This is a genomic window from Caballeronia udeis, from assembly GCF_001544555.2.
Classification (GTDB): Bacteria; Pseudomonadota; Gammaproteobacteria; order Burkholderiales; family Burkholderiaceae; genus Caballeronia; species Caballeronia udeis.
In genome coordinates this window covers 1-20,170 of record NZ_FCOK02000080.1, presented here as the reverse complement: position 1 = coordinate 20,170, position 20,170 = coordinate 1, and the positions used below count along the sequence as shown (strand labels likewise).

The following is a 20,170-nucleotide window of genomic DNA, read 5'->3' as shown; positions in this document are numbered from 1 at the left end:
ATGTCCCTTTGAAGAATCGGCGGTTGTTCCAGGCGTCCAAGCCCGCACGTATCCACGTTTATACGAGTGGCCGTGCGGGAACACGCCGATACACTGACCCAAGAGCCATAAAACGCGGGACACCATGACAGAGGAAGACATTGTCGCGAACTGGTCCGAGCGCGTGCGCGCCGCGACGGCGAGCAACACCCGGCTAAGGATTCGCGGCGGCGGCACGAAGGATTGGTACGGGCAGGCGCTGCAAGGCGAGATAGTCGATACGCGGGCGCATCGCGGGATTATCGAATATGACCCGGCCGAACTCGTGATCACCGCGAAAGCCGGCACGCCGCTCAGCGAGATCGAAGCGGTGCTGGACGAATGCGGCCAGATGCTGCCGTTCGAGCCGCCGCATTTCGGGCTAAATGCCACGCTCGGCGGCTGCATTGCCGCGGGACTCGCCGGCCCGCGGCGCGCCGCGGCCGGTGCGCCGCGCGACTTCGTGCTCGGCGCGGTGGTGATGAATGGCCAGGGCCAGGTGCTGCATTTCGGTGGGCAAGTGGTGAAGAACGTGGCGGGATACGACGTCTCGCGGCTGCTCGCGGGGTCTCTCGGTACGCTTGGGTTGATCCTGGAGATATCGGTGAAAGTGCTGCCGAAACCCGTTGCCGAAGCCACGCTCAAGTTCGAGATGAACGACACGGACGCAGTGCGCAAGCTCAATGAGTGGAGCGGCCACCCCTTGCCGCTGACCGGCAGCGCCTGGCGTGACCACACGCTGGCGTTGCGCCTGGGCGGCGCGGAAGCGGCGGTGAAAGCGGCGCGGACATCGTTGGGCGGCGAAGTGGTGGACGCGGTCGAAGCCGAACGTTTCTGGCACGGTTTGCGCGAACAATCCGATCCATTCTTCGCCGTGCTGCCGCCGAAGTCTGCTTTGTGGCGGCTGTCGTTGCCATCGATTGCCGAACCGATGCATCTTCCCGGCCCGCACCTGATGGAATGGGGCGGCGCGCAGCGCTGGTGGATCACTGACGCCGATCCGCAAACCGTGCGCATCAGCGCCAAGCAGGCCGGCGGCCACGCGACCATCTTCCGCTCGGGCACTCTGTATGACCGTAACGCGGGTGTCTTCACGCCCTTGCCTGCCCCGATGATGAAGATTCATCGCGGGCTGAAGGCTGCATTCGATCCCGCGAGCATTTTCAATCGCGGCCGCCTCTACCCCGACTTCTGAACGAAGACACACGCAATGCAAACCAACCTCGCCGACTTCATGCGCGACACCGCCGATGGCGAAGAGGCCGAGGCCATCCTGCGCAAGTGCGTGCATTGCGGATTCTGCACGGCGACGTGCCCGACATATCAGATACTGGGCGATGAACTCGACGGCCCGCGCGGCCGGATCTATCTGATCAAGCAGATGTTGGAAGGCGCGCCCGTCACACGCAGTACGCAACTGCATCTGGATCGCTGCCTCACGTGCCGTAATTGCGAGACCACGTGCCCCTCGGGCGTGCAGTATGGACGGCTGGTGGAGATCGGCCGGAAGGTGGTGGAAGAGAAAGTGGAGCGGCCGTTTGGTCAACGTATACAACGCAAACTGCTCGCCAACTTCCTGCCGAACAGCAAGCTTTTCACGCCCGCGATGAAACTCGGCCAGCAGTTCCGGCCGCTGCTGCCCAAAACTTTGCGCACCAAGATTCCGGTCGCGCAACGCCCGCTCGAACCGCCAACCGGCACGCATGAGCGCACGATGCTGATGCTCGCCGGCTGCGTTCAGCCTGCCATGATGCCGAACGTCAACATAGCGACTGCACGGGTATTCGATGCATTGGGCATTCAGATCCTCACCGCGCCTGACGCGGGCTGTTGCGGCGCGATCCGCCTGCATCTCGGCTACAACGGCGAGGCGCTGGACGACGTGCGCAAGAACATCGACGCGTGGTGGCCGTACGTCGAGAACGGCGTGGAGGCGATCGTGATGAACGCGTCCGGTTGCGGCGCGACGGTCAAGGAATACGCGCATTTGCTGCGCAACGATCCGGTGTACGCCGAGAAGGCCGCGCGGATTGTGGACCTGACGCGTGACCTGTCCGAGATCCTGCCGCAATACGAGGACGAACTGACCGCGATGGCAAGGCGGCGCGCCGTCCACACCGTCGCGTTCCATCCGCCATGCACACTGCAGCACGGCCAGCAGATCCGCGGCCACGTGGAGAACTTGCTGACGACGCTGGGCATAGAGGTGCATCTTCCCGCCGACAGCCATTTATGTTGCGGCTCGGCTGGAACGTACTCGGTGCTGCAGCCGAAGCTCTCGTACGCGTTGCGCGACCAGAAACTCGACACGCTCGAGAAACTCGAACCGCAGATGATCGTGTCGGCGAATGTCGGTTGCATCGCGCACTTGCAAAGCGGTACGTCCACGCCTGTCGTGCACTGGATCCAGCTGGTGGAACATCTGCTGTATGGCTAACGCTGGCGGGCGCTGACTGCGTTGCGCCGTCGCGTCCGTATAATCGGGGCTTGTCATTCACCGGCTCTTGAACGCGATGCCCTCCTCCTCCGATCTTGCCCGCCATCTCAGTGAAGTCCACCAACGTATCGCGCAAGCCGAAGCGGCGGCATCGCGCGACGCGTCGTCTGTTGCGTTGCTGGCGGTATCGAAGACCTTTCCCGCCGAGGATGTGCGGGCCGTGTTCGAAGCAGGACAACGCGCGTTCGGCGAAAACTACGTGCAGGAAGCGGTCGCGAAGATTGCCGCGCTCGCCGATCTGCGCGATCAGGTCCAGTGGCATTTCATCGGGCCACTGCAGTCGAACAAGACCAAGGTCGTCGCCGAGAATTTTGATTGGGTACATTCCGTCGATCGGCTGAAGATTGCTCAGCGTCTCAGCGAACAGCGGCCCGACGGTTTGGCGCCGCTCAACGTGTGTCTGCAGGTCAATGTCAGCGGCGAGGAATCCAAAAGCGGTGTGCCGCCTGCCGAAGCCTTGACGCTTGCTCATGCCATTGCCGCGCTGCCCAATCTCAAGCTGCGCGGTTTGATGGCCATTCCCGAACCGGCCGGAACGCTCGATGAACAACGCGCGCCGCATCGGCGTCTGCATGAACTCATGGACACATTGCGCGCGGACGGGCTTGAACTCGACACGCTTTCCATGGGCATGTCGGCGGATATCGAAGCGGCAATCCTGGAAGGCGCAACAATGGTTCGCATTGGTACGGCCATCTTCGGCGCGCGCGATTACTCTCACTGACTTGATTGATGAACTCACTATGAAAATTGCGTTTATTGGTGGCGGCAACATGGCGTCCGCGCTTATTGGCGGTTTGATCAAGCGTGGCGTGGCGGCGGCGGATCTTTATGTCGTCGATCTCGGGGAGGAAGCACGCGCTCGCGTGGCGAAGGAGTTTGGCGTTGCGACGGGTGCGTCGATCGACTCGACACTTGCGGACTACGATGCAATCCTGCTCGCCGTGAAACCGCAGGTTTTAAAGGACGTAGCCGGCGCGCTTCGGCCGGTGTTATCGAAGCAATTAGTGATCAGTATTGCCGCCGGCATTCGCGCCGCCGACCTGTCGCGCTGGCTCGGTGGCTACACGCAGATCGTGCGCACCATGCCGAATACGCCTGCGCTTATTGGCATGGGCGTAACGGGTCTGGCTGCGCTGCCCGGCGTCGACAGTTCAGCGAAGGCGCTCGCGTCGAAGGTACTGGAAGCAGTAGGCGCAATCGTCTGGTTCGACGACGAAACGAAGATAGATGCCGTCACCGCCATATCCGGCAGCGGTCCGGCATACGTGTTTTATTTCATCGAAGCCATGCAGGAAGCAGCGCGTCAACTTGGCATGGACGAAGAACAAGGCCGCGCGCTCGCGGTGGCTACGTTCACCGGTGCTGCGCAATTGGCGGCGCAATCGGGTGAGCCGGCGAGCGTGTTGCGGGAACGCGTGACATCGAAAGGCGGCACGACGGCAGCGGCCTTGGCTTCCTTTGACGCCCAGGGTGTGAAGGAAGCGATCGTCCGCGGCGCGTTGGCGGCGGATGCCAGGGCAAAGGAAATGGGCGCAGAGCTGGGCAAAGCCTGACGTCCACGCACTCTCGGCAAATGCGTGCTGCAAAGCATTGAGCTGAACGCTAAAAGAAACGCCCTGTTGCGGTAGGGGCGAACGCGCTACCGCATGAACGCGTAATGCGCCGCAATGCCCGCGAACAGCACGCCACCCAACCAGTTGTTATGTTTGAACGCGGCGAAGCACGGCATGCGCTCGCGGTTCTTGATCAGCGTGTAGTGGTAAACGGCGCATGCCACTGCCGCCATCCAGCCAACCCAGTACAGCGCGCCGAACGCCAGCGTCAGGCCGATCCACACATAGATCCCAAGCGTGACGGCATAACACAGCATGATGGCTACTACATCGAACCGGCCAAATGTCAGCGCCGACGTGCGGATGCCGATCTTGATGTCGTCGTCGCGATCGACCATCGCGTATTCGGTGTCGTAGGCGACCGACCAGAACACGTTCGCGGCGAGCATGATCCATGCAAGCGGCGGCACGTGATCTTGCACGGCGGCGAAGGCCATCGGAATGCCGAAGCCAAACGCAATGCCCAGATACGCCTGGGGAATCGCGAAAAAGCGCTTGGTGAACGGATAACTGCCCGCCACAAATAGCGCGAACACCGAGAGTTCTTTTGTCAGCGTGTTGAGCGGCAGAATCAACAGGAATGCAATCAGCGATAACGCCGCCGCCAACGCCACCGCTTCCCAAGCGGCAATCTTGCCGGACGTGATCGGGCGATTTTCGGTGCGCTTCACGTGTTTATCGAAGTCCCGGTCGGCGTAGTCGTTGATTGCACAACCGGCTGAGCGCATGAGCAGCGTGCCGAGCACGAAGATCAGCAAGAGCATCGGCGACGGACGACCGCTCGATGCGATCCACAACGCGTTGAGCGTTGGCCACAGCAGCAGCAAGCTGCCGATGGGCTTGTCCATGCGGACGAGGCGGAGATAGAGCGGAAGGCGAGCGAGCATGGCGACGGGGCGGCGGCAATTGGCGGTAACGGTATTTTAAGGCAGCGGTGATTTGCGGTTCGTTTCCGGTTTGCCCCAAAAAAACCAAAAACCCCACGCTCGACCGAACGCGGGGCTTCCTCTATTCAATTCGCCGTGCTCAATGCACCGGCGATCACATCAAATCTTTATTGCCCCAGCATCGCGCGCAACATCCACGCCGTCTTCTCATGAATCTGCATGCGCTGCGTCAACAGGTCGGCCGTCGGTTCGTCGTTGGCGCTATCGGTCAGCGGGAAAATTGCACGCGCCGTGCGTACAACCGCTTCCTGACCTTCCACCAACTGGCGGATCATCTCTTCCGCTGCCGGGATGCCGTCGGCTTCAGGAATGGACGACAGCTTCCCGAATTCGCGATAGCTGCCGGGCGCGTACACACCCAGCGCACGAATACGTTCTGCGATCGAATCCACAGCCAGCGCCAGTTCCGTGTATTGCCCCTCGAACATCAGGTGGAGCGTGTTGAACATCGGCCCCGTGACGTTCCAGTGAAAATTGTGCGTCTTGAGATACAGCGTGTACGTATCGGCTAGCAGATGCGACAAACCTTCGGCGATCTTCTTGCGGTCTTTGTCGCTGATACCGATGTTCACAGCCGGTGATGCGATTTTCTTCGCCATAGTGACTCCGTGAGAGTGATACGAACAATGCGAGCGACCCGGCCAATGCTGCTGCCGGGGCCGCCGAGCGTTCGTGAGTTTATCTTAGAAACGCGGCGCGACCCCCCATGGAGGCGGGTCAGAGCGGTTATCGGGTGCGTCGTGACGACGCGCTTTCAGGACAATCCGGCGAAACCAACGCCATGCAGTCCTTCGATAATCACCACCGCGTAACTCGCCGCGACAATGCCAAAACCGATCGCGAGCCGTACGCCGCGCGACGCATTGAGGCTCTTTGTCTCAATACCGCTCACCGCCCGTTCGAGTGTCATGATCGCTCGTGTCATCGTCGTTCTCCTTTGAGTCCTGCGTGTCAAATCAAAGGGGGACGCACTTTCTCAAAACGCGCCCCGCCCTGCTTACTTCATCGCAGCTTCAGCATCCGCGTCAGCCGTTTCAACCTTCTGGCCCAACGCCGCGAGCGCCGCGACAACACCCGCCGCATACGCCGGGTCAGCACGCCGGAAGTGCTCGACCTGAACCGCCACGATCTCGTTCGGCACGCCGAAAATATGCCGCGCGATGTTGCCGAAAAAGCGCTGCTTCTGCGCGTCGTCGAAGAGGCGGAACAGCGCGCCCGGCTGGCTGTAGTAGTCCCCGTCTTCACGATGGTCGTAACGCTCGACCGCACCCGCCGCCAATGCCGGCTCGTTCACGCTCGCGTCCTGCGCGAAGTCGCCGAACCGGTTCGGCTCATAGTTCACGCGGCCGCCGCTGTTACCGTCGACGCGCATGCCGCCATCACGATGAAACGAGTTCTGCACGGCGGCCTTCGGCGCATTCACCGGAATCTGATGGTGATTGATGCCAAGACGATACCTATGCGCATCGCCATACGAGAACAAGCGTCCTTGCAGCAAGCGGTCCGGCGAGAAGCCAATACCCGGCACCACGTTCGCCGGCGTGAAAGCCGCCTGCTCGACATCGGCGAAATAGTTGCCTGCGTTTCGATTCAGCTCGATCGTGCCCACGTCGATCAGCGGAAAATCCTTGTGCGGCCACACCTTGGTGACATCGAACGGATTCATGCGATACGTCGCCGCTTCCGCTTCGGTCATCACCTGGATGCGGAAATTCCACTTCGGGAAATTACCGCGGTCGATGTTATCCACCAGGTCACGCTGCGCGCTTTCCCGGTCGCTGCCGACCACTGCTGCAGCTTCGGCATCGGTGAAATTCTCGAGCGGCTGCTGCGACTTGAAATGGAACTTCACGTAGAAACGCTCGTTATTCGCGTTGATGAACGAATACGTGTGCGAGCCGAAACCATGCATCTGCCTGTAGCTCTTCGGAATCCCGCGATCACTCATCAGGATGGTGACCTGATGCAACGATTCCGGATGCCGCGACCAGAAGTCCCACGCCGCCACGTTGCTGCGCATGTTCGTATACGGATCACGCTTTTGCGTGTGGATAAAGTCAGGAAACTTCAGCGGATCGCGGATAAAAAACACCGGCGTGTTATTGCCGACCACATCCCAGTTGCCTTCTTCCGTGTAGAACTTGATCGAGAAACCACGTACGTCGCGCTCGGCGTCAGCCGCGCCGCGCTCGCCGGCAACCGTCGAAAAGCGCATGAACAACGGTGTCTGCTTGCCGACTTCCGCAAATACCTTGGCTTTCGTTAAGCGCGAGATATCGTGCGTGATCTTGAGCGTACCGAACGCGCCCGACCCCTTGGCGTGCACACGGCGCTCGGGAATCACTTCGCGGTCAAAATGCGCGAGCTTCTCGATCAGCCAGAAATCCTGCAGTGCGATCGGACCACGCGGACCAGCGGTGATCGAATTCTGGTTGTCGCCGACTGGCGCGCCTGCTGCGGTGGTGAGGATGCGATTGCTCATCGATTACTCCGTGGAATTTGTCTGGGGACGAAACGTTATGTCGGGGAAGCTCAGCAAATGCTGGCGAAACTGGCTAGCACTTCAGCCACAACGCCTTTTGCTTCGCGAAATGTCGCAGTGAATTGCGTGGCCTGGCGGGCGATCAGCGTCATGGCTTCCTCCGGTGTTGTTCTGGGTGGATCGGGGTCGATCCATGGAGGTGAGAATAGCAAAGACTATCTGATTATCGAATTCAATTAATTTAATCTATGCGATAGGCCAAGCAAATTTGCGGAGCGCGCAGCTTGAAAAGAGCGGGGAAATGGTGCCGGAATCCGCGCCCATGCTGGGCGCGGTACAAGCTAAATCCAGCTAAGAAAGGACTAGTTGACTGCGGCGGGCAACTCTAGCCGCGTAACGCCAGGGATATTGCAGGCGGCGATTGCGTCGCAGATGGCCTCGATGGCCGGCATCCGCGTGAAACTCTTGCGCCACGCCAGCACGACGCGGCGGTCTGGAATGGGGTCGTCGAAGGGAACGTAGCTCAGCAGGCCGGCGTCCACGCCGCCCGCGTGCGGTTTCACTTCCATCACCGACATCCGCGGCAGCACGGTAATGCCGACGCCGCTTGCAACCATGTGCCGGATGGTTTCCAGCGACGACCCCTCGAACGTCTTCTGGATGCCGTCCGCGCTCTGCGAAAAGCGCATCAGTTCGGGACACACGCCGAGCACATGATCGCGGAAACAGTGGCCGCTACCCAGCAGCAGCATGGTTTCCAGCTTCAGGTCGTCGGCATTGATCTTCGCGCGGTTTTCCCACGGATGGCCCGCCGGCATGGCGACAACGAAGGGTTCATCGAACAGCGGGCGCACCATCAGGCCCGTTTCCGGGAACGGCAGCGCCATGATGGCGACATCGATTTCGCCCTGCTTCAGCAGTTCGATCAGCTTGAGCGTGTAGTTTTCCTGGAGCATCAGCGGCATCTGCGGCACGCGCTTGATCATCTGCTTGACGAGCGTGGGCAACAGATACGGCCCGATGGTGTAGATCACGCCAAGGCGCAGCGGCCCGACCAGCGGATCCTTGCCCTGCTTGGCGATTTCCTTGATGGCGAGCGTTTGTTCCAGGACGCGCTGCGCTTGGGTGACGATCTGTTCGCCAATCGGGGTGACGCTGACTTCGCTGGTGCCGCGCTCGAAAATCTGCACGTTCAGTTCATCTTCCAGCTTCTTGATTGCTACCGACAAGGTCGGCTGACTCACGAAACACGCCTCGGCCGCACGGCCAAAATGCCGCTCGCGCGCCACCGCAACGATGTACTTCAATTCGGTTAAGGTCATTAGGGGCCAATCAGAGTCGTTGAATCGATAGGATTTGACTTATACACCCGTCGGGGGGATTCGCCAACCCGCGGTGGCTTTTGGAGTTCATGAACGGGGTTTCGTTCGCACCAGTGAGCGGAATGTTTCGTTCGTGCGCGGGGCGTACAGAGGCCGCCTCGCCCGATCCCGTAATCCCGGCCGTGCGAACGAAAAACCCTTTTCAAGCTTTCAGGTATTGCTCGCGCGCACCGAGCCATCGCGCCAGATGGTTCGTGACCGCCTCCGGGAAATGGGCCAGCATCTCGTCGGCCGCCGTGCGCGCCGGTTCGATCAGCCAGCCATCGTTTTCCAAGCTGGCAAACCGCAGCATCGCCGCACCCGACTGCCGCGCGCCAAGGAACTCGCCGGGGCCGCGAATCTCCAGGTCGCGACGGGCGATTTCGAAGCCATCGGTGGTTTCGCGCATGGTCTGCAAACGAGCCCGCGCCGTCTGCGACAACGGCCCGGCGTACATCAGCACGCACACGGAAGCCGCGCTGCCTCGCCCCACACGGCCACGCAACTGGTGAAGCTGCGCCAGGCCAAAGCGCTCCGCATGTTCGATCACCATCAGCGAGGCGTTCGGCACGTCCACCCCCACTTCGATCACCGTCGTTGCCACCAGCAACTGGACCTCGGCGCGCGTGAATGCGTCCATGACAGCGGCTTTCTCCGCCGGCGGCAAACGCCCATGCACCAGCCCAATGCGCAACTCCGGCAATGCAGCAACAAGTGTTTCGTAGGTCTCCACCGCCGTCTGCAATTGCAACGTCTCGCTTTCCTCGATCAGCGGACACACCCAATACACTTGCCGTCCGGTCAGCGCCGCTTCGCGCACACGGGCAATCACCTCTTCCCGGCGGTTATCGGCGACCAGCTTGGTCAGGATGGGCGTGCGCCCCGGCGGCAATTCATCAATAGTCGATACATCCAGATCCGCGTAATACGTCATGGCAAGCGTGCGCGGAATCGGCGTGGCCGACATCATGAGTTGATGCGGCTGAAAGTTGTTCACGCCATCCGCTGCGTTATGCGCCTTGGCCCGCAACGCAAGCCGCTGGGCCACGCCAAACCGGTGCTGTTCATCGACAATCACAAAACCCAGCCGCGAAAACTCCACCGCGTCCTGAATGATCGCGTGCGTTCCAATCACCAGTTGCGCCGCGCCCGATGCCGCCGCTTCCAGCGCCGCGCGCTTTTCCTTCGCCTTCAAACTGCCGGCGAGCCATGCCACCGTCACGCCAAGCGGCTCCAGCCACGCACGCAGCTTGCGCGCGTGCTGCTCGGCCAGGATTTCGGTCGGCGCCATCAACGCGGCCTGATAACCGGCGTCGATAGCTTGCGCGGCAGCAAGCGCCGCCACGATCGTCTTGCCACTGCCCACGTCGCCCTGCAGCAGACGCTGCATGGGATGCGGCAACATGAGTTCGGCGGAGATCTCGGCGCACACGCGTTCCTGCGCGCCGGTCAGCTTGAACGGCAGCGTATTAAGGAACCTCGCGACCAGCGATTCCGGCACGTTCTGCAAGCGCGGCATCACCGGCGCGGCGCGCGTGCGGCGCTCCTCGTGCGCGCGTTTGAGCGACAACTGCTGCGCAAGCAATTCCTCGAACTTGATGCGCGTCCACGCCGGATGCGTGCCGTCGATCAGCGCGTTTTCATCGGAATCGGCGTGCGGGTGATGCAGCGTTTTCACGGCATCGAGCAACGCGGGCACATGCAGCGGCTGCAGATGCGCCCGGGCAATCTTCTCCGGCAACAGCTCCGGCAGATGAACCCGCGACAACGCGTTGTCGATAGCCTTGCGCAAATACGCCTGCGACACCCCCGCCGTGCTCGGATACACCGGCGTCAACGCTTGCGGCAGCGGCGTGTCTTCATCCACCGGACGCACCGCCGGATGCACCATCTCCATGCCGAAAAAACCGCCGCGCACATCGCCACGCACCCGCAGGCGCACGCCGATCGCCATCTGCTTGACCTGCGAGCCGTAGAAATTGAGGAAGCGCAGCGTGAGTTCATCGCCGGCGTCGTCGTGGATCTTGACCAGCAACTGCCGGCGCGGGCGGTACGCGATCTCGTTGTCGAACACCACACCTTCGGTCTGAGTGTTGTCGCCGGGAATCAGATGGGCGATCGGCGTGATGCTGGTTTCGTCCTCATAGCGCATCGGCAGATGCAGCACGAGATCGATATCGGATTTCAGGCCGAGTTTGGCCAGTTTGTCGACGGGTTTGGGTGGCGCCGCGGCGGGTTTCAAGGGCTGGACCTTGTCCTCGGCGATCTCCAGATTCGCGAGCGTTTTCGCGCCGCCCGAGCGCGAACGCTTGCGCTTTTGAACAGGCGCGTCGGGTTCACCGGCTGCATCGGGAGCGTCTTGGGCGTCGGGAGCAGCGAGCAAACGGCGGTCGGGCAAGGGCATCTAATCTCTTCAAAGTACAATATCGGCTTCGTTCGGCACGGCGATGCGGTCATCATCCGCTCGCCACGCGGCACGCGTGGGTTCGTTACAGCGCCTGAACATGCAGCCGGCAAGGGGTTTTCGCCCATCGAACCGCACAGACGCGGCTGCGAAAACAACGGCTTCCCGGTGCATTCCGGGGCGGTCCAGTGGATATCGAGAGGCCGCGCCGCTATTTGAAGCCGTCGCAGCGGTCGATCAGAGAGCCTGCCCGCGAAACCGCATTAACGGACTGAATCCGCGCCTACCCGCGCCGCCTTGCCAAACGCCTGGCCAAAATAACGCGCGTTTCATCGCGCATCGACCTGCTTTCCCCATGTTCACGCTTTCCGACTTCGATTTTAATCTGCCGCCCGAGCTGATCGCGCAAACGGCGCTCACCGAGCGCAGCGCGAGCCGTTTGCTCGACGTGGACAACCGCGCCGCGACGGCGGCTTTCACCGATCGCCATTTCACCGAATTGCCCAACCTGCTCGAACCCGGTGACCTGCTCGTCTTCAACGATACCAAAGTCCTGAAGGCGCGGTTCCTCGGCCAAAAGGCCAGCGGCGGCCGTATCGAGGTGCTGGTCGAGCGCCTGACCGGCGCGACCACCGCGCTCGCCCAGATCCGGGCAAGCAAAAGTCCCTTACCGGGTACGAAACTGGTTCTCGCCGATGCCTTTGAGGTCACGGTCGGCGAGCGCGTGGAACCGTTCTACACGCTGCACTTTCCCGCCGATTGCCTGACGCTGATCGAGCAATACGGCCGCCTGCCGTTGCCGCCGTATATCGAACACGACCCCGATTCCTTCGATGAAACCCGCTACCAGACCGTCTACGCAGCCAACCCCGGCGCTGTCGCGGCGCCCACGGCGGGCCTGCACTTCGACCCGGCACTCTTTGCCGCACTCGACGCGCGCGGCGTGGAGCGCGCGACGCTGACGCTGCACGTGGGCGCGGGCACGTTCCAGCCGGTGCGCGTGGAGAACCTCGCGGAACACAAGATGCATAGCGAATGGTATCGGCTGCCGCAGGAGCTGGCGGACAAGATCACGGCGACGAAAGCGCGGGGAAACCGGGTGGTCGCGGTCGGCACGACTTCGCTGCGCGCGCTCGAAGCCGCCGCCCGCGACGCGGCCGTTGCTGGCCGGCCGCTCGCGCAAACCAGCGCCGAGACGGATATTTTCATCACGCCGGGGTATCAATTCCGGGTGGTCGACCGGCTCGTGACCAACTTCCACTTGCCGAAATCCACGCTGATGATGCTGGTCTCGGCGTTCGCAGGCATGGACGCGATCCGCGCGGCATACGCGCATGCGATTCAAGAGCGGTATCGGTTTTTCAGCTACGGCGACGCGATGCTGCTCACGCGGCAAGCGGCGGCTTGAAGAGCGCCGTGGGCCATGCGGGAAACCTTGAAGCAAGAATGATTAAACGCGCCAGCTACGACCGTGGCCGCGACTAAACTCACGAACAACTTACCCATCTGCGCCGGACTTGCCGGTCCGGAGTTGGCACTTTAGTGCCTTACTCCGGCCCCATGCAAAGCGGCCTCCGGTGGCACAGGAGCTTTTGAATGTCCGAAACAAGCAACCCCGCCGATACGATCGAAGCACCAGCACGACCCGCGAACGGCCTGAAATTCGAGCTGATAACCACCGACGGCCAGGCGCGGCGCGGCCGCGTCACCTTGAACCACGGTGTAGTCGAAACGCCGATCTTCATGCCCGTGGGCACATACGGAACGGTCAAGGCCGTCGCACCGCGCGAGCTCGAGGAAATGAACGCGCAGATCATCCTCGGCAACACGTTCCACCTGTGGCTGCGCCCAGGGCTCGAAACCATTGCCGCGCATGGCGGGTTGCACCGGTTCATGAACTGGCAACGCCCGATCCTCACCGACTCCGGCGGTTTTCAAGTCTTTTCACTCGGCGATCTGCGCAAGATCACCGAAGATGGTGTCACGTTCGCGTCGCCCATCAATGGCGACAAGCTGTTTTTATCGCCGGAAATCTCGATGCAGATCCAGAAGGTGCTGAATTCGGACATCGTGATGCAGTTCGACGAATGCACGCCGTATGCAACCAACGGCGTGCCCACGCCGCACCAGGACGCAGCCGACTCCATGCGCATGTCGATGCGCTGGGCCAAGCGTTCCGTCGATGAATTCGCCAAAGGCGAAAATCCGAACGCGCTGTTCGGCATCGTCCAGGGCGGCATGTTCGAGGATTTGCGCGATGAATCGCTGGCAGGTCTCGCGGACATCGGCTTCCACGGCTTCGCGATTGGCGGCCTGTCCGTCGGCGAACCGAAGGAAGACATGATGCGGGTGCTGGAGCACATCGGCCCGAAGCTTCCCGCCGATAAACCGCATTACCTGATGGGCGTCGGCACGCCGGAAGACCTGGTGGCGGGCGTAGCCTCGGGCGTCGACATGTTTGACTGCGTGATGCCGACCCGCAACGCTCGCAATGGCTGGCTGTTCACCCGTTTCGGCGACGTCAAGATCCGCAACGCGGCCCACAAGAACTCGCTGAAGCCACTCGATGAAACCTGCGGCTGCTACACCTGCCGCAACTTCACGCGAGGTTATCTGCATCACTTGCATCGCGTGGGCGAAATCCTGGGCTCGCAGCTCAACACAATTCACAACCTGCACTACTACTTGCAGCTGATGCAGGAGATCCGCGATTCGATCGAAAATCACGCGTTTGACGCATTCGTGAAGCAGTTTAAAGAGGATCGCGCACGCGGAATTGACTGACCGGATGGCTGACGTGCGGCCCTTGAATCCGTCACCAGCCCAAGAAACATTACAATTGCTTTACGCAACGCTTTAACAGCTTGATCACAAAGCGCATTCCGCGCTTGGCTTGCGTAGCCCGGTGATAGAATAGCGGGCTAATTTTCTGATCGTTATAACGGAGAGACCGACGTGGATTTTATTTCCAAAGCCTTCGGCGGCGGCGCAGATGGCGCCCAGTCGAGCATCATGAGTTTTTTGCCGCTCATTTTGATGTTTGCAGTACTGTATTTCATCATGATTCGTCCGCAAATGAAGCGTCAGAAGGAACATCGCAATATGCTGTCTGCCATGGCGAAGGGCGATGAAGTGGTAACGAACGGCGGGATTGTCGGCAAGGTCACGAAGGTGACGGACGCGTACGTTGGTGTTGAAATTTCGGAAGGCACGGAAATCACCATCCAGAAGGCTGCTGTCACGACTATCCTCCCGAAAGGCACGATCAAGTCGCTCTAAGGCCAATTTTCTCACGTCCGGCGCGGCCAGCATGGCCCGGCCTCGGTGGCGCGGCCTCCGCGGCCAGTTGCCCGCTCATCGCCGGACGCATCGCTTACCCCTCCTCGCCAACTCTCCTGTTCGGCCATCCCCATGAATCGCTACCCACTTTGGAAATATGCCGTGATGCTGGTGGCGCTAGTCATCGGCCTCGTCTATACACTGCCCAATTTTTTCGGCGAAGCGCCGGCGGTGCAGGTATCGAGCGGCAAGGCAACGGTCAAGCTGGATTCAACTACGCTTGCCAACATCGAAAACGCGCTGGCTGCCGACAAGGTGACGCCGGATGAAGTGACGTTCGACAATTCGTCGCTGAACGCCAACATTCGTGTGCGCCTGAAAGACACCGACACGCAATTGCGCGTGAAGGACCTGTTGCAGAAATCGCTCAACAGCGACCCGAGCGATCCGCAATACGTGGTTGCGCTGAATCTGCAGGCAGCCTCTCCGCGCTGGCTGACGGCGTTGCACGCGCTGCCCATGTACCTCGGCCTCGACTTGCGCGGCGGCGTGCACTTCCTGTTGCAAGTGGACATGGCGGGTGCGCTGAACAAGAAGCTCGACTCGAACGCCGCCGATGCCCGCGCGCTTTTACGCGATAAAAACATCCGCGATGGCGGTGTGAATCGGGTGAACCAGTCAGTCGTGGTCAACTTCGCCGACCAGGCAACAGCCGATGCCGCGCGCACCATGCTGACGAGCAGCCTGAGCGAATTGCAATGGGCGACGCGTCAGGGCGGCGACGGTTACCAGGTCGTCGGCACGTTCACGCCGGCGGCTCAAAAGCTGGCGGAAGACAGCGCGCTCAAACAGAACATCGTTACGCTGCATAACCGGGTGAACGAACTCGGTGTGGCGGAACCTGTGATCCAGCAGCAAGGCTCCGACCGCATCGTGGTCGAATTGCCGGGTGTGCAGGACACCGCAAAGGCGAAGGACATCATCGGCCGCACGGCAACGCTCGAAGCGCGCCTCGCCGACCCGGTCAACACGCACCCCGGCCCGAACGACCCGGTTCCTCCTGGCGACGAACTCTTCACGCAGGGGAATAACGGCCCGACGCTCGTGAGAAAGCAGGTGATCTTCACGGGTGACCGGATCATCGACGCATCGGCGGGCTTCGACGAACATCAGCGTCCGTCGGTGAACATCCGCCTGGACGCAGCCGGCGGCCGTGCGGTGAGCAGTGTGTCGCGCGACAATATCGGCAAGCCGATGGCCATGATCCTGTTCGAAAAGGGCAAGGGCGAAGTGCTGACGGTCGCGACCATCCAGTCCGAACTCGGCGACCGCTTCCAGATCACCGGCCAGCCCTCGCCGCAAGCCGCCGCCGACTTGGCGCTGCTGCTGCGCGCAGGTTCGCTCGCGGCGCCCATGGACATCATCGAGGAACGCACGATCGGCCCGAGCCTTGGTGCCGACAACATCAAGAAGGGTTTCGATTCCGTGCAGTACGGTTTCGCCGCGATCGCCGTCTTCATGATCGCGTACTACATGCTGTTCGGCCTGATCTCCATGTTGTCGCTGTCGGTGAACCTGTTGCTGCTGATCGCAATCCTGTCCATGCTGCAGGCCACGCTGACGCTGCCGGGTATTGCAGCTATTGCACTGGCGCTCGGTATGGCCATTGACGCCAACGTGCTGATCAACGAACGGATCCGTGAGGAACTGCGTCACGGCGCGCCGCCGCAGCTCGCTATCCAGAACGGCTTCGCGCATGCATGGGCCACGATTGTCGACTCGAACGTGACCACGCTTATCGCAGGTCTGGCGTTGTTGGCGTTCGGCTCCGGTCCGGTGCGTGGCTTCGCGGTCGTGCACTGTATCGGCATCCTGACGTCCATGTTTTCCGCTGTGTTCTTCTCGCGCGGCCTCGTGAACCTCTGGTACGGCGGCAAAAAGAAACTGCAATCGCTTGCGATCGGTCAAGTCTGGCGTCCGGCCGGCAGCGACACGGCTGCCGCCACCGCCGCTTACCTGGCGAACGAGCGTGGCGGCGACGACTCCGCCGTGGATCAAGTCGTCCCGGCTGTACGCCCCAAAGCACCGGTTCCGGCCCGTTCGCAAAAGCAGGCCACGCCTCCCGTTCGTACCGGCAAGCCGGTTGTGCGCCGTCGCTCGGGTCCGGGTATTGAACCGAAAAAACCCGGCTCGTCCAACTGAGTCCCGGAGAATAAATCATGGAATTCTTTCGTATTCGCCGCGACTTACCGCTGATGCAGCGCGCGTTGATCTTCAACGCAATCTCGCTCATCACGTTCCTCGCGGCTGTGTTTTTCCTCGTGCATCGCGGGCTGCATCTCTCCGTGGAGTTCACGGGCGGGACGGTGGTGGAAGTGCAATATCCGCAAGCCGTGCCGCTTGAACCGGTACGCGGCACGTTGAGCACGCTCGGTTATCCCGATGCCCAGGTGCAGAACTTCGGCACGTCACGTGATGTACTGATTCGCCTGCCGTTGAAGCATGGTTTGACCTCGGCGCAGCAGAGCGACCAGGTGATGACGGCGTTGAAGAATCAGGACGCGCAGGTGCAGTTGCAGCGCGTGGAGTTCGTTGGTCCGCAGGTCGGTAAGGAGCTTGTGACCAACGGCTTGCTCGCGCTGGCGTGCGTGGTGATCGGCATCGTGATCTACCTGTCGTTCCGCTTCGAGTGGAAATATGCGGTGGCCGGCGTGATCGCCAACTTGCACGACGTCGTGATCATTCTTGGCTTCTTCGCGTTCTTCCAGTGGGAGTTTTCGCTCTCCGTGCTGGCGGCCATTCTCGCGGTGCTCGGGTATTCGGTGAATGAGTCGGTCGTTATCTTTGACCGGATTCGTGAAACCTTCCGCAAGCAACGCAAGATGACGGTGATCGAGGTCATCAACCACGCCATCACCAGCACGATGTCACGAACAATCATTACCCACGGCTGTACGGAAATGATGGTGCTGTCCATGTTCCTGTTCGGCGGGGCAACGCTGCATTACTTCGCACTGGCGCTGACGGTCGGCATCTTGTTCGGTATCTATTCGTCGGTGTTCGTCGCGGCCGCGCTCGCCATGTGGCTGGGCGTGAAGCGCGAAGACCTGGTGAAGGAAAAGAAGCCGAAATACGATCCCACCGATCCCAACGCAGGCGCAGAGGTCTGATAGCAGGCTACAAGGTGTGAGGTTCAAGATCTGAAAGTGGCAAAGGCCGATTCTCGCGAATCGGCCTTTTTGCTTTTGAGGCGGCAATTGCAACATTTCGTGGTCGGTGTCGATATGCTCGCACAGCGCGCGCCGGAAAATAACCCCAACCCCGTACATTGTATGTACAATCGTCAATACAGGTGGTCGCATGCAATTCGAATGGGATGAAGTAAAGAACCGAAGCAACATCCGCAAACACGGCATCGACTTTACAGACGCAGTGGAAATTTTCAAGCATACGGTTTTGACCGCGGCGGACAGCCGGGAAGACTTCGGAGAGGATCGCTGGATTGCGGTCGGATGGATGCAGTTGATCGTGGCCGTGGTCGTGTACGTCGAGCGTCGCGGAGACACCATCCGGATCATTTCGGCGCGCAAAGCAACCCGCCCCCGAAATCAAGCGCTACGGACATGCGCTCGTACATTGAACCGTTTTACTGCCGCTTGGCGGCAACAGGGAGAGGAGCACATATCATGAGCAAGACCACGAAGACAAAGACGGATTGGAAACGCCTGGAAGCCATGCCGGATTCCAGTAACGACACGAGCGAGATGCCCGAGCTGGGAGACGATTTCTTCCAACGCGCTGAACTACACTCTCCGCCCAAGCAAGCCGTGACCATGCGCCTCGACGCTGACGTCCTGGCCTGGTTCAAGGAACAAGGCCAGGGTTACCAGACGCGGATCAACAAACTTCTTCGCGCTTACATGCTGGCGCAGCAAAAGCAGCACTCGTAAAACCGCGGGGCTGCGGCGGGTGAACGAACCCGTTGCGCAGAAACGCTACTTGAATCCCAGCCGCTTGCGTGCTGCCATCAGGGCGACCAGGCTCACTACCGCGGCAAAGATCAAATAGAAGCTGGGCGCGGCCTTCGATCCCGTCGATGTAATCAGCCACGTGATGATGAACGGCCCAAATCCTCCGAACACCGTCACCGCAATGTTATAAGCCAGCGACATCCCGGTCGTGCGCGTGGCAACCGGAAACATCTCCGATAACAACCCCGGCAACGCTGCGAAATACCCGGTCATCAACACCCCGAGCACTGCTTGAACGACCAGCAGAGTACCAAACGTGGGATGGCCGACCAGCCACGTGAACAGCGGATAGATCAACACGAGCAACAGCACCGCCGAGATCACCATGATCCGGGTTCGGCCGTGGGTATCGGAGAGATGACCTACAAATGGCGAGAGGCCCATCTGGATCGCCCCCGTGAGGAGGATGGCGGAGAACGCCACCGACGGCGCGAGCCCCAACTGCCGGATTGCATACGTGGGCATGAAGAGCACGAGGTAAGTCGCCACCGTGCCCAGCACCACCGTTCCAATGGCGATCAGCAAACGTTCCTTGTTCGACGCGAAGGTGTCGCGCAGAGGGGTGGTGGTGGGAACGGCGGCGAGAAATTCCGGCGTTTCGTCAAGGCGCGTGCGGATGTAGTACGCCACCGGCCCAATCAGCAAGCCGAAGAAGAACGGCACACGCCAGCCCCACGAGCTCATCTGTTCGGGCGAGAGGTTGCCGGTCAGCACCACGCCAAAGATGGCCGCCAGGAGCGTGGTCAACCCTTGGCTCGCGACCTGCCAGCTCGCGAAGAAACCGCGCCGGCCGGGAACATGCTCAGCCAGAAACGCCGTCGCGCTGCCAAACTCGCCGCCAGCCGAAAAGCCCTGCATCAGGCGCGCGAGCACCAGGATCAATGGCGCGGCAACTCCGATTGACGAGTACGTGGGCAAAACGGCAATGATGAACGTACCCATCATCATCAACAGGATGGACAGCGTGAGCGCGGCTTTGCGGCCCGCCTTGTCGGCATACGCGCCAAGCACGATAGCCCCGAGCGGCCGCATGAAAAACGATACGCCGAACGTACCGAGTGTCAGCAGGATGGACACGGAGTCATTGCCCGAAGGGAAAAACAGCTTCGAGATAACGACCGCGAAGAACCCGTAGACCACGAGGTCGAACCATTCGAGTGCGTTGCCTATGGACGCGGCCACCACCGCTCGCCAAGCGGCCGGGCGGCTGATAGGTACTGCTGCTGGCGTACTGCTCATGCATTTCTCCAGTGTCGACGGGAGTTGGTGCAGAGCACTTACTCCCGTCCCATGAAAGGTGGTTCCGTTATTGTCGGTATGACTGGCTGTCAGCAAAGTGCAAACGCTGCCGACTGTGCCACGCCGAAATCCGGATCGAAATGCTCGCAATACCGGGGGCGAAAAAAAACCGCTTCGGTCGGAAGCGGTTTTCTTATCCAGCGGGAAGGAACGTTCGGCTTACTGCCTCACGCCTTCGGCTTGAATATGCAGCGTCGTTTTCATCTTGAAGCCATACGCCTTGCCGTAGTCCACGC

At 60.9% G+C, this 20,170-nt stretch carries 19 protein-coding genes; 12 read left to right on the top strand and 7 right to left on the bottom strand.

The window, feature by feature from the left end; genetic code table 11:
• The first annotated feature begins 124 nt into the window (after nt 1-124).
• The 4 genes from glcE to proC all read left to right on the top strand — a co-directional run bounded on the left by glcE (nt 125) and on the right by proC (nt 4,071).
• Complete coding sequence (gene glcE, locus AWB69_RS36900; protein ID WP_062091726.1) at nt 125-1,213, top strand: glycolate oxidase subunit GlcE; 1,089 nt, start codon at nt 125-127, stop codon at nt 1,211-1,213.
• Nucleotides 1,214-1,228: 15 nt separating this feature from the next.
• Nucleotides 1,229-2,455 carry a glycolate oxidase subunit GlcF gene (gene glcF / locus AWB69_RS36895; RefSeq protein WP_062091725.1) on the top strand — a complete coding sequence of 409 codons (1,227 nt, stop codon included), beginning with the start codon at nt 1,229-1,231 and terminating at the stop codon, nt 2,453-2,455.
• Between the two features lie 76 nt (nt 2,456-2,531).
• Nucleotides 2,532-3,239 (top strand): YggS family pyridoxal phosphate-dependent enzyme, encoded by a 708-nt coding sequence (locus AWB69_RS36890; protein ID WP_062091724.1) that lies wholly within the window; start codon nt 2,532-2,534, stop codon nt 3,237-3,239.
• 19 nt (nt 3,240-3,258) lie between these two features.
• Nucleotides 3,259-4,071 (top strand): pyrroline-5-carboxylate reductase, encoded by an 813-nt coding sequence (gene proC / locus AWB69_RS36885; RefSeq protein WP_062091723.1) that lies wholly within the window; start codon nt 3,259-3,261, stop codon nt 4,069-4,071.
• Between the two features lie 86 nt (nt 4,072-4,157).
• On the opposite strand, the gene ubiA is transcribed toward proC, so the two are convergent.
• The 6 genes from ubiA to recG all read right to left on the bottom strand — a co-directional run bounded on the left by ubiA (nt 4,158) and on the right by recG (nt 11,325).
• Complete coding sequence (gene ubiA, locus AWB69_RS36880; protein WP_062091722.1) at nt 4,158-5,018, bottom strand: 4-hydroxybenzoate octaprenyltransferase; 861 nt, start codon at nt 5,016-5,018, stop codon at nt 4,158-4,160.
• A gap of 167 nt (nt 5,019-5,185) precedes the next feature.
• On the bottom strand, nt 5,186-5,677 hold the full coding sequence (locus tag AWB69_RS36875) for a Dps family protein (protein ID WP_062091721.1): 492 nt from the start codon (nt 5,675-5,677) through the stop codon (nt 5,186-5,188).
• Between the two features lie 155 nt (nt 5,678-5,832).
• On the bottom strand, nt 5,833-6,003 hold the full coding sequence (locus tag AWB69_RS48240; RefSeq protein ID WP_156529096.1) for a hypothetical protein: 171 nt from the start codon (nt 6,001-6,003) through the stop codon (nt 5,833-5,835).
• 72 nt (nt 6,004-6,075) lie between these two features.
• Nucleotides 6,076-7,560 carry a catalase gene (locus AWB69_RS36870; RefSeq protein WP_062091720.1) on the bottom strand — a complete coding sequence of 495 codons (1,485 nt, stop codon included), beginning with the start codon at nt 7,558-7,560 and terminating at the stop codon, nt 6,076-6,078.
• A 362-nt stretch (nt 7,561-7,922) separates the two neighbouring features.
• Entirely contained in the window at nt 7,923-8,882 is a 960-nt protein-coding gene (locus tag AWB69_RS36865) for a hydrogen peroxide-inducible genes activator (protein ID WP_062091719.1), read from the bottom strand.
• Nucleotides 8,883-9,084: 202 nt separating this feature from the next.
• Nucleotides 9,085-11,325: an ATP-dependent DNA helicase RecG gene (recG, locus tag AWB69_RS36860; RefSeq protein ID WP_062091718.1), complete on the bottom strand. Its 2,241-nt coding sequence runs from the start codon at nt 11,323-11,325 to the stop codon at nt 9,085-9,087.
• Between the two features lie 355 nt (nt 11,326-11,680).
• Here recG and queA point away from each other — a divergent pair, with 355 nt between their 5' ends.
• From queA to AWB69_RS36825, 7 genes are all read left to right on the top strand, one after another.
• Nucleotides 11,681-12,733 carry a tRNA preQ1(34) S-adenosylmethionine ribosyltransferase-isomerase QueA gene (gene queA, locus AWB69_RS36855; RefSeq protein WP_062091717.1) on the top strand — a complete coding sequence of 351 codons (1,053 nt, stop codon included), beginning with the start codon at nt 11,681-11,683 and terminating at the stop codon, nt 12,731-12,733.
• Nucleotides 12,734-12,921: 188 nt separating this feature from the next.
• The gene (gene tgt / locus AWB69_RS36850) at nt 12,922-14,109 is read left to right on the top strand and encodes a tRNA guanosine(34) transglycosylase Tgt (protein WP_062091716.1); all 1,188 of its coding nucleotides are present in this window, start codon (nt 12,922-12,924) and stop codon (nt 14,107-14,109) included.
• A 171-nt stretch (nt 14,110-14,280) separates the two neighbouring features.
• Nucleotides 14,281-14,604, top strand: coding sequence for a preprotein translocase subunit YajC (gene yajC, locus AWB69_RS36845; RefSeq protein ID WP_062091715.1), 324 nt, complete (start codon nt 14,281-14,283; stop codon nt 14,602-14,604).
• 132 nt (nt 14,605-14,736) lie between these two features.
• Nucleotides 14,737-16,806, top strand: a complete 2,070-nt coding sequence (gene secD / locus AWB69_RS36840) for a protein translocase subunit SecD (protein ID WP_062091714.1) — start codon at nt 14,737-14,739, stop codon at nt 16,804-16,806.
• A 17-nt stretch (nt 16,807-16,823) separates the two neighbouring features.
• On the top strand, nt 16,824-17,774 hold the full coding sequence (secF, locus tag AWB69_RS36835) for a protein translocase subunit SecF (protein WP_062091713.1): 951 nt from the start codon (nt 16,824-16,826) through the stop codon (nt 17,772-17,774).
• 190 nt (nt 17,775-17,964) lie between these two features.
• Nucleotides 17,965-18,294, top strand: coding sequence for a BrnT family toxin (locus AWB69_RS36830; protein WP_062091712.1), 330 nt, complete (start codon nt 17,965-17,967; stop codon nt 18,292-18,294).
• Complete coding sequence (locus AWB69_RS36825) at nt 18,291-18,554, top strand: BrnA antitoxin family protein (protein WP_062091711.1); 264 nt, start codon at nt 18,291-18,293, stop codon at nt 18,552-18,554. The genes AWB69_RS36830 and AWB69_RS36825 overlap by 4 nt, the downstream gene beginning before the upstream one ends.
• 45 nt (nt 18,555-18,599) lie before the next feature.
• Here the strand turns inward: AWB69_RS36825 and AWB69_RS36820 are convergent, their stop codons facing one another.
• Entirely contained in the window at nt 18,600-19,874 is a 1,275-nt protein-coding gene (locus tag AWB69_RS36820) for an MFS transporter (RefSeq protein WP_062091710.1), read from the bottom strand.
• Between the two features lie 51 nt (nt 19,875-19,925).
• Between AWB69_RS36820 and AWB69_RS49885 the strand changes: the two genes are divergently transcribed.
• The coding region (locus AWB69_RS49885) for a hypothetical protein (protein ID WP_231937356.1) at nt 19,926-20,170 on the top strand (245 nt) is incomplete at its 3' end.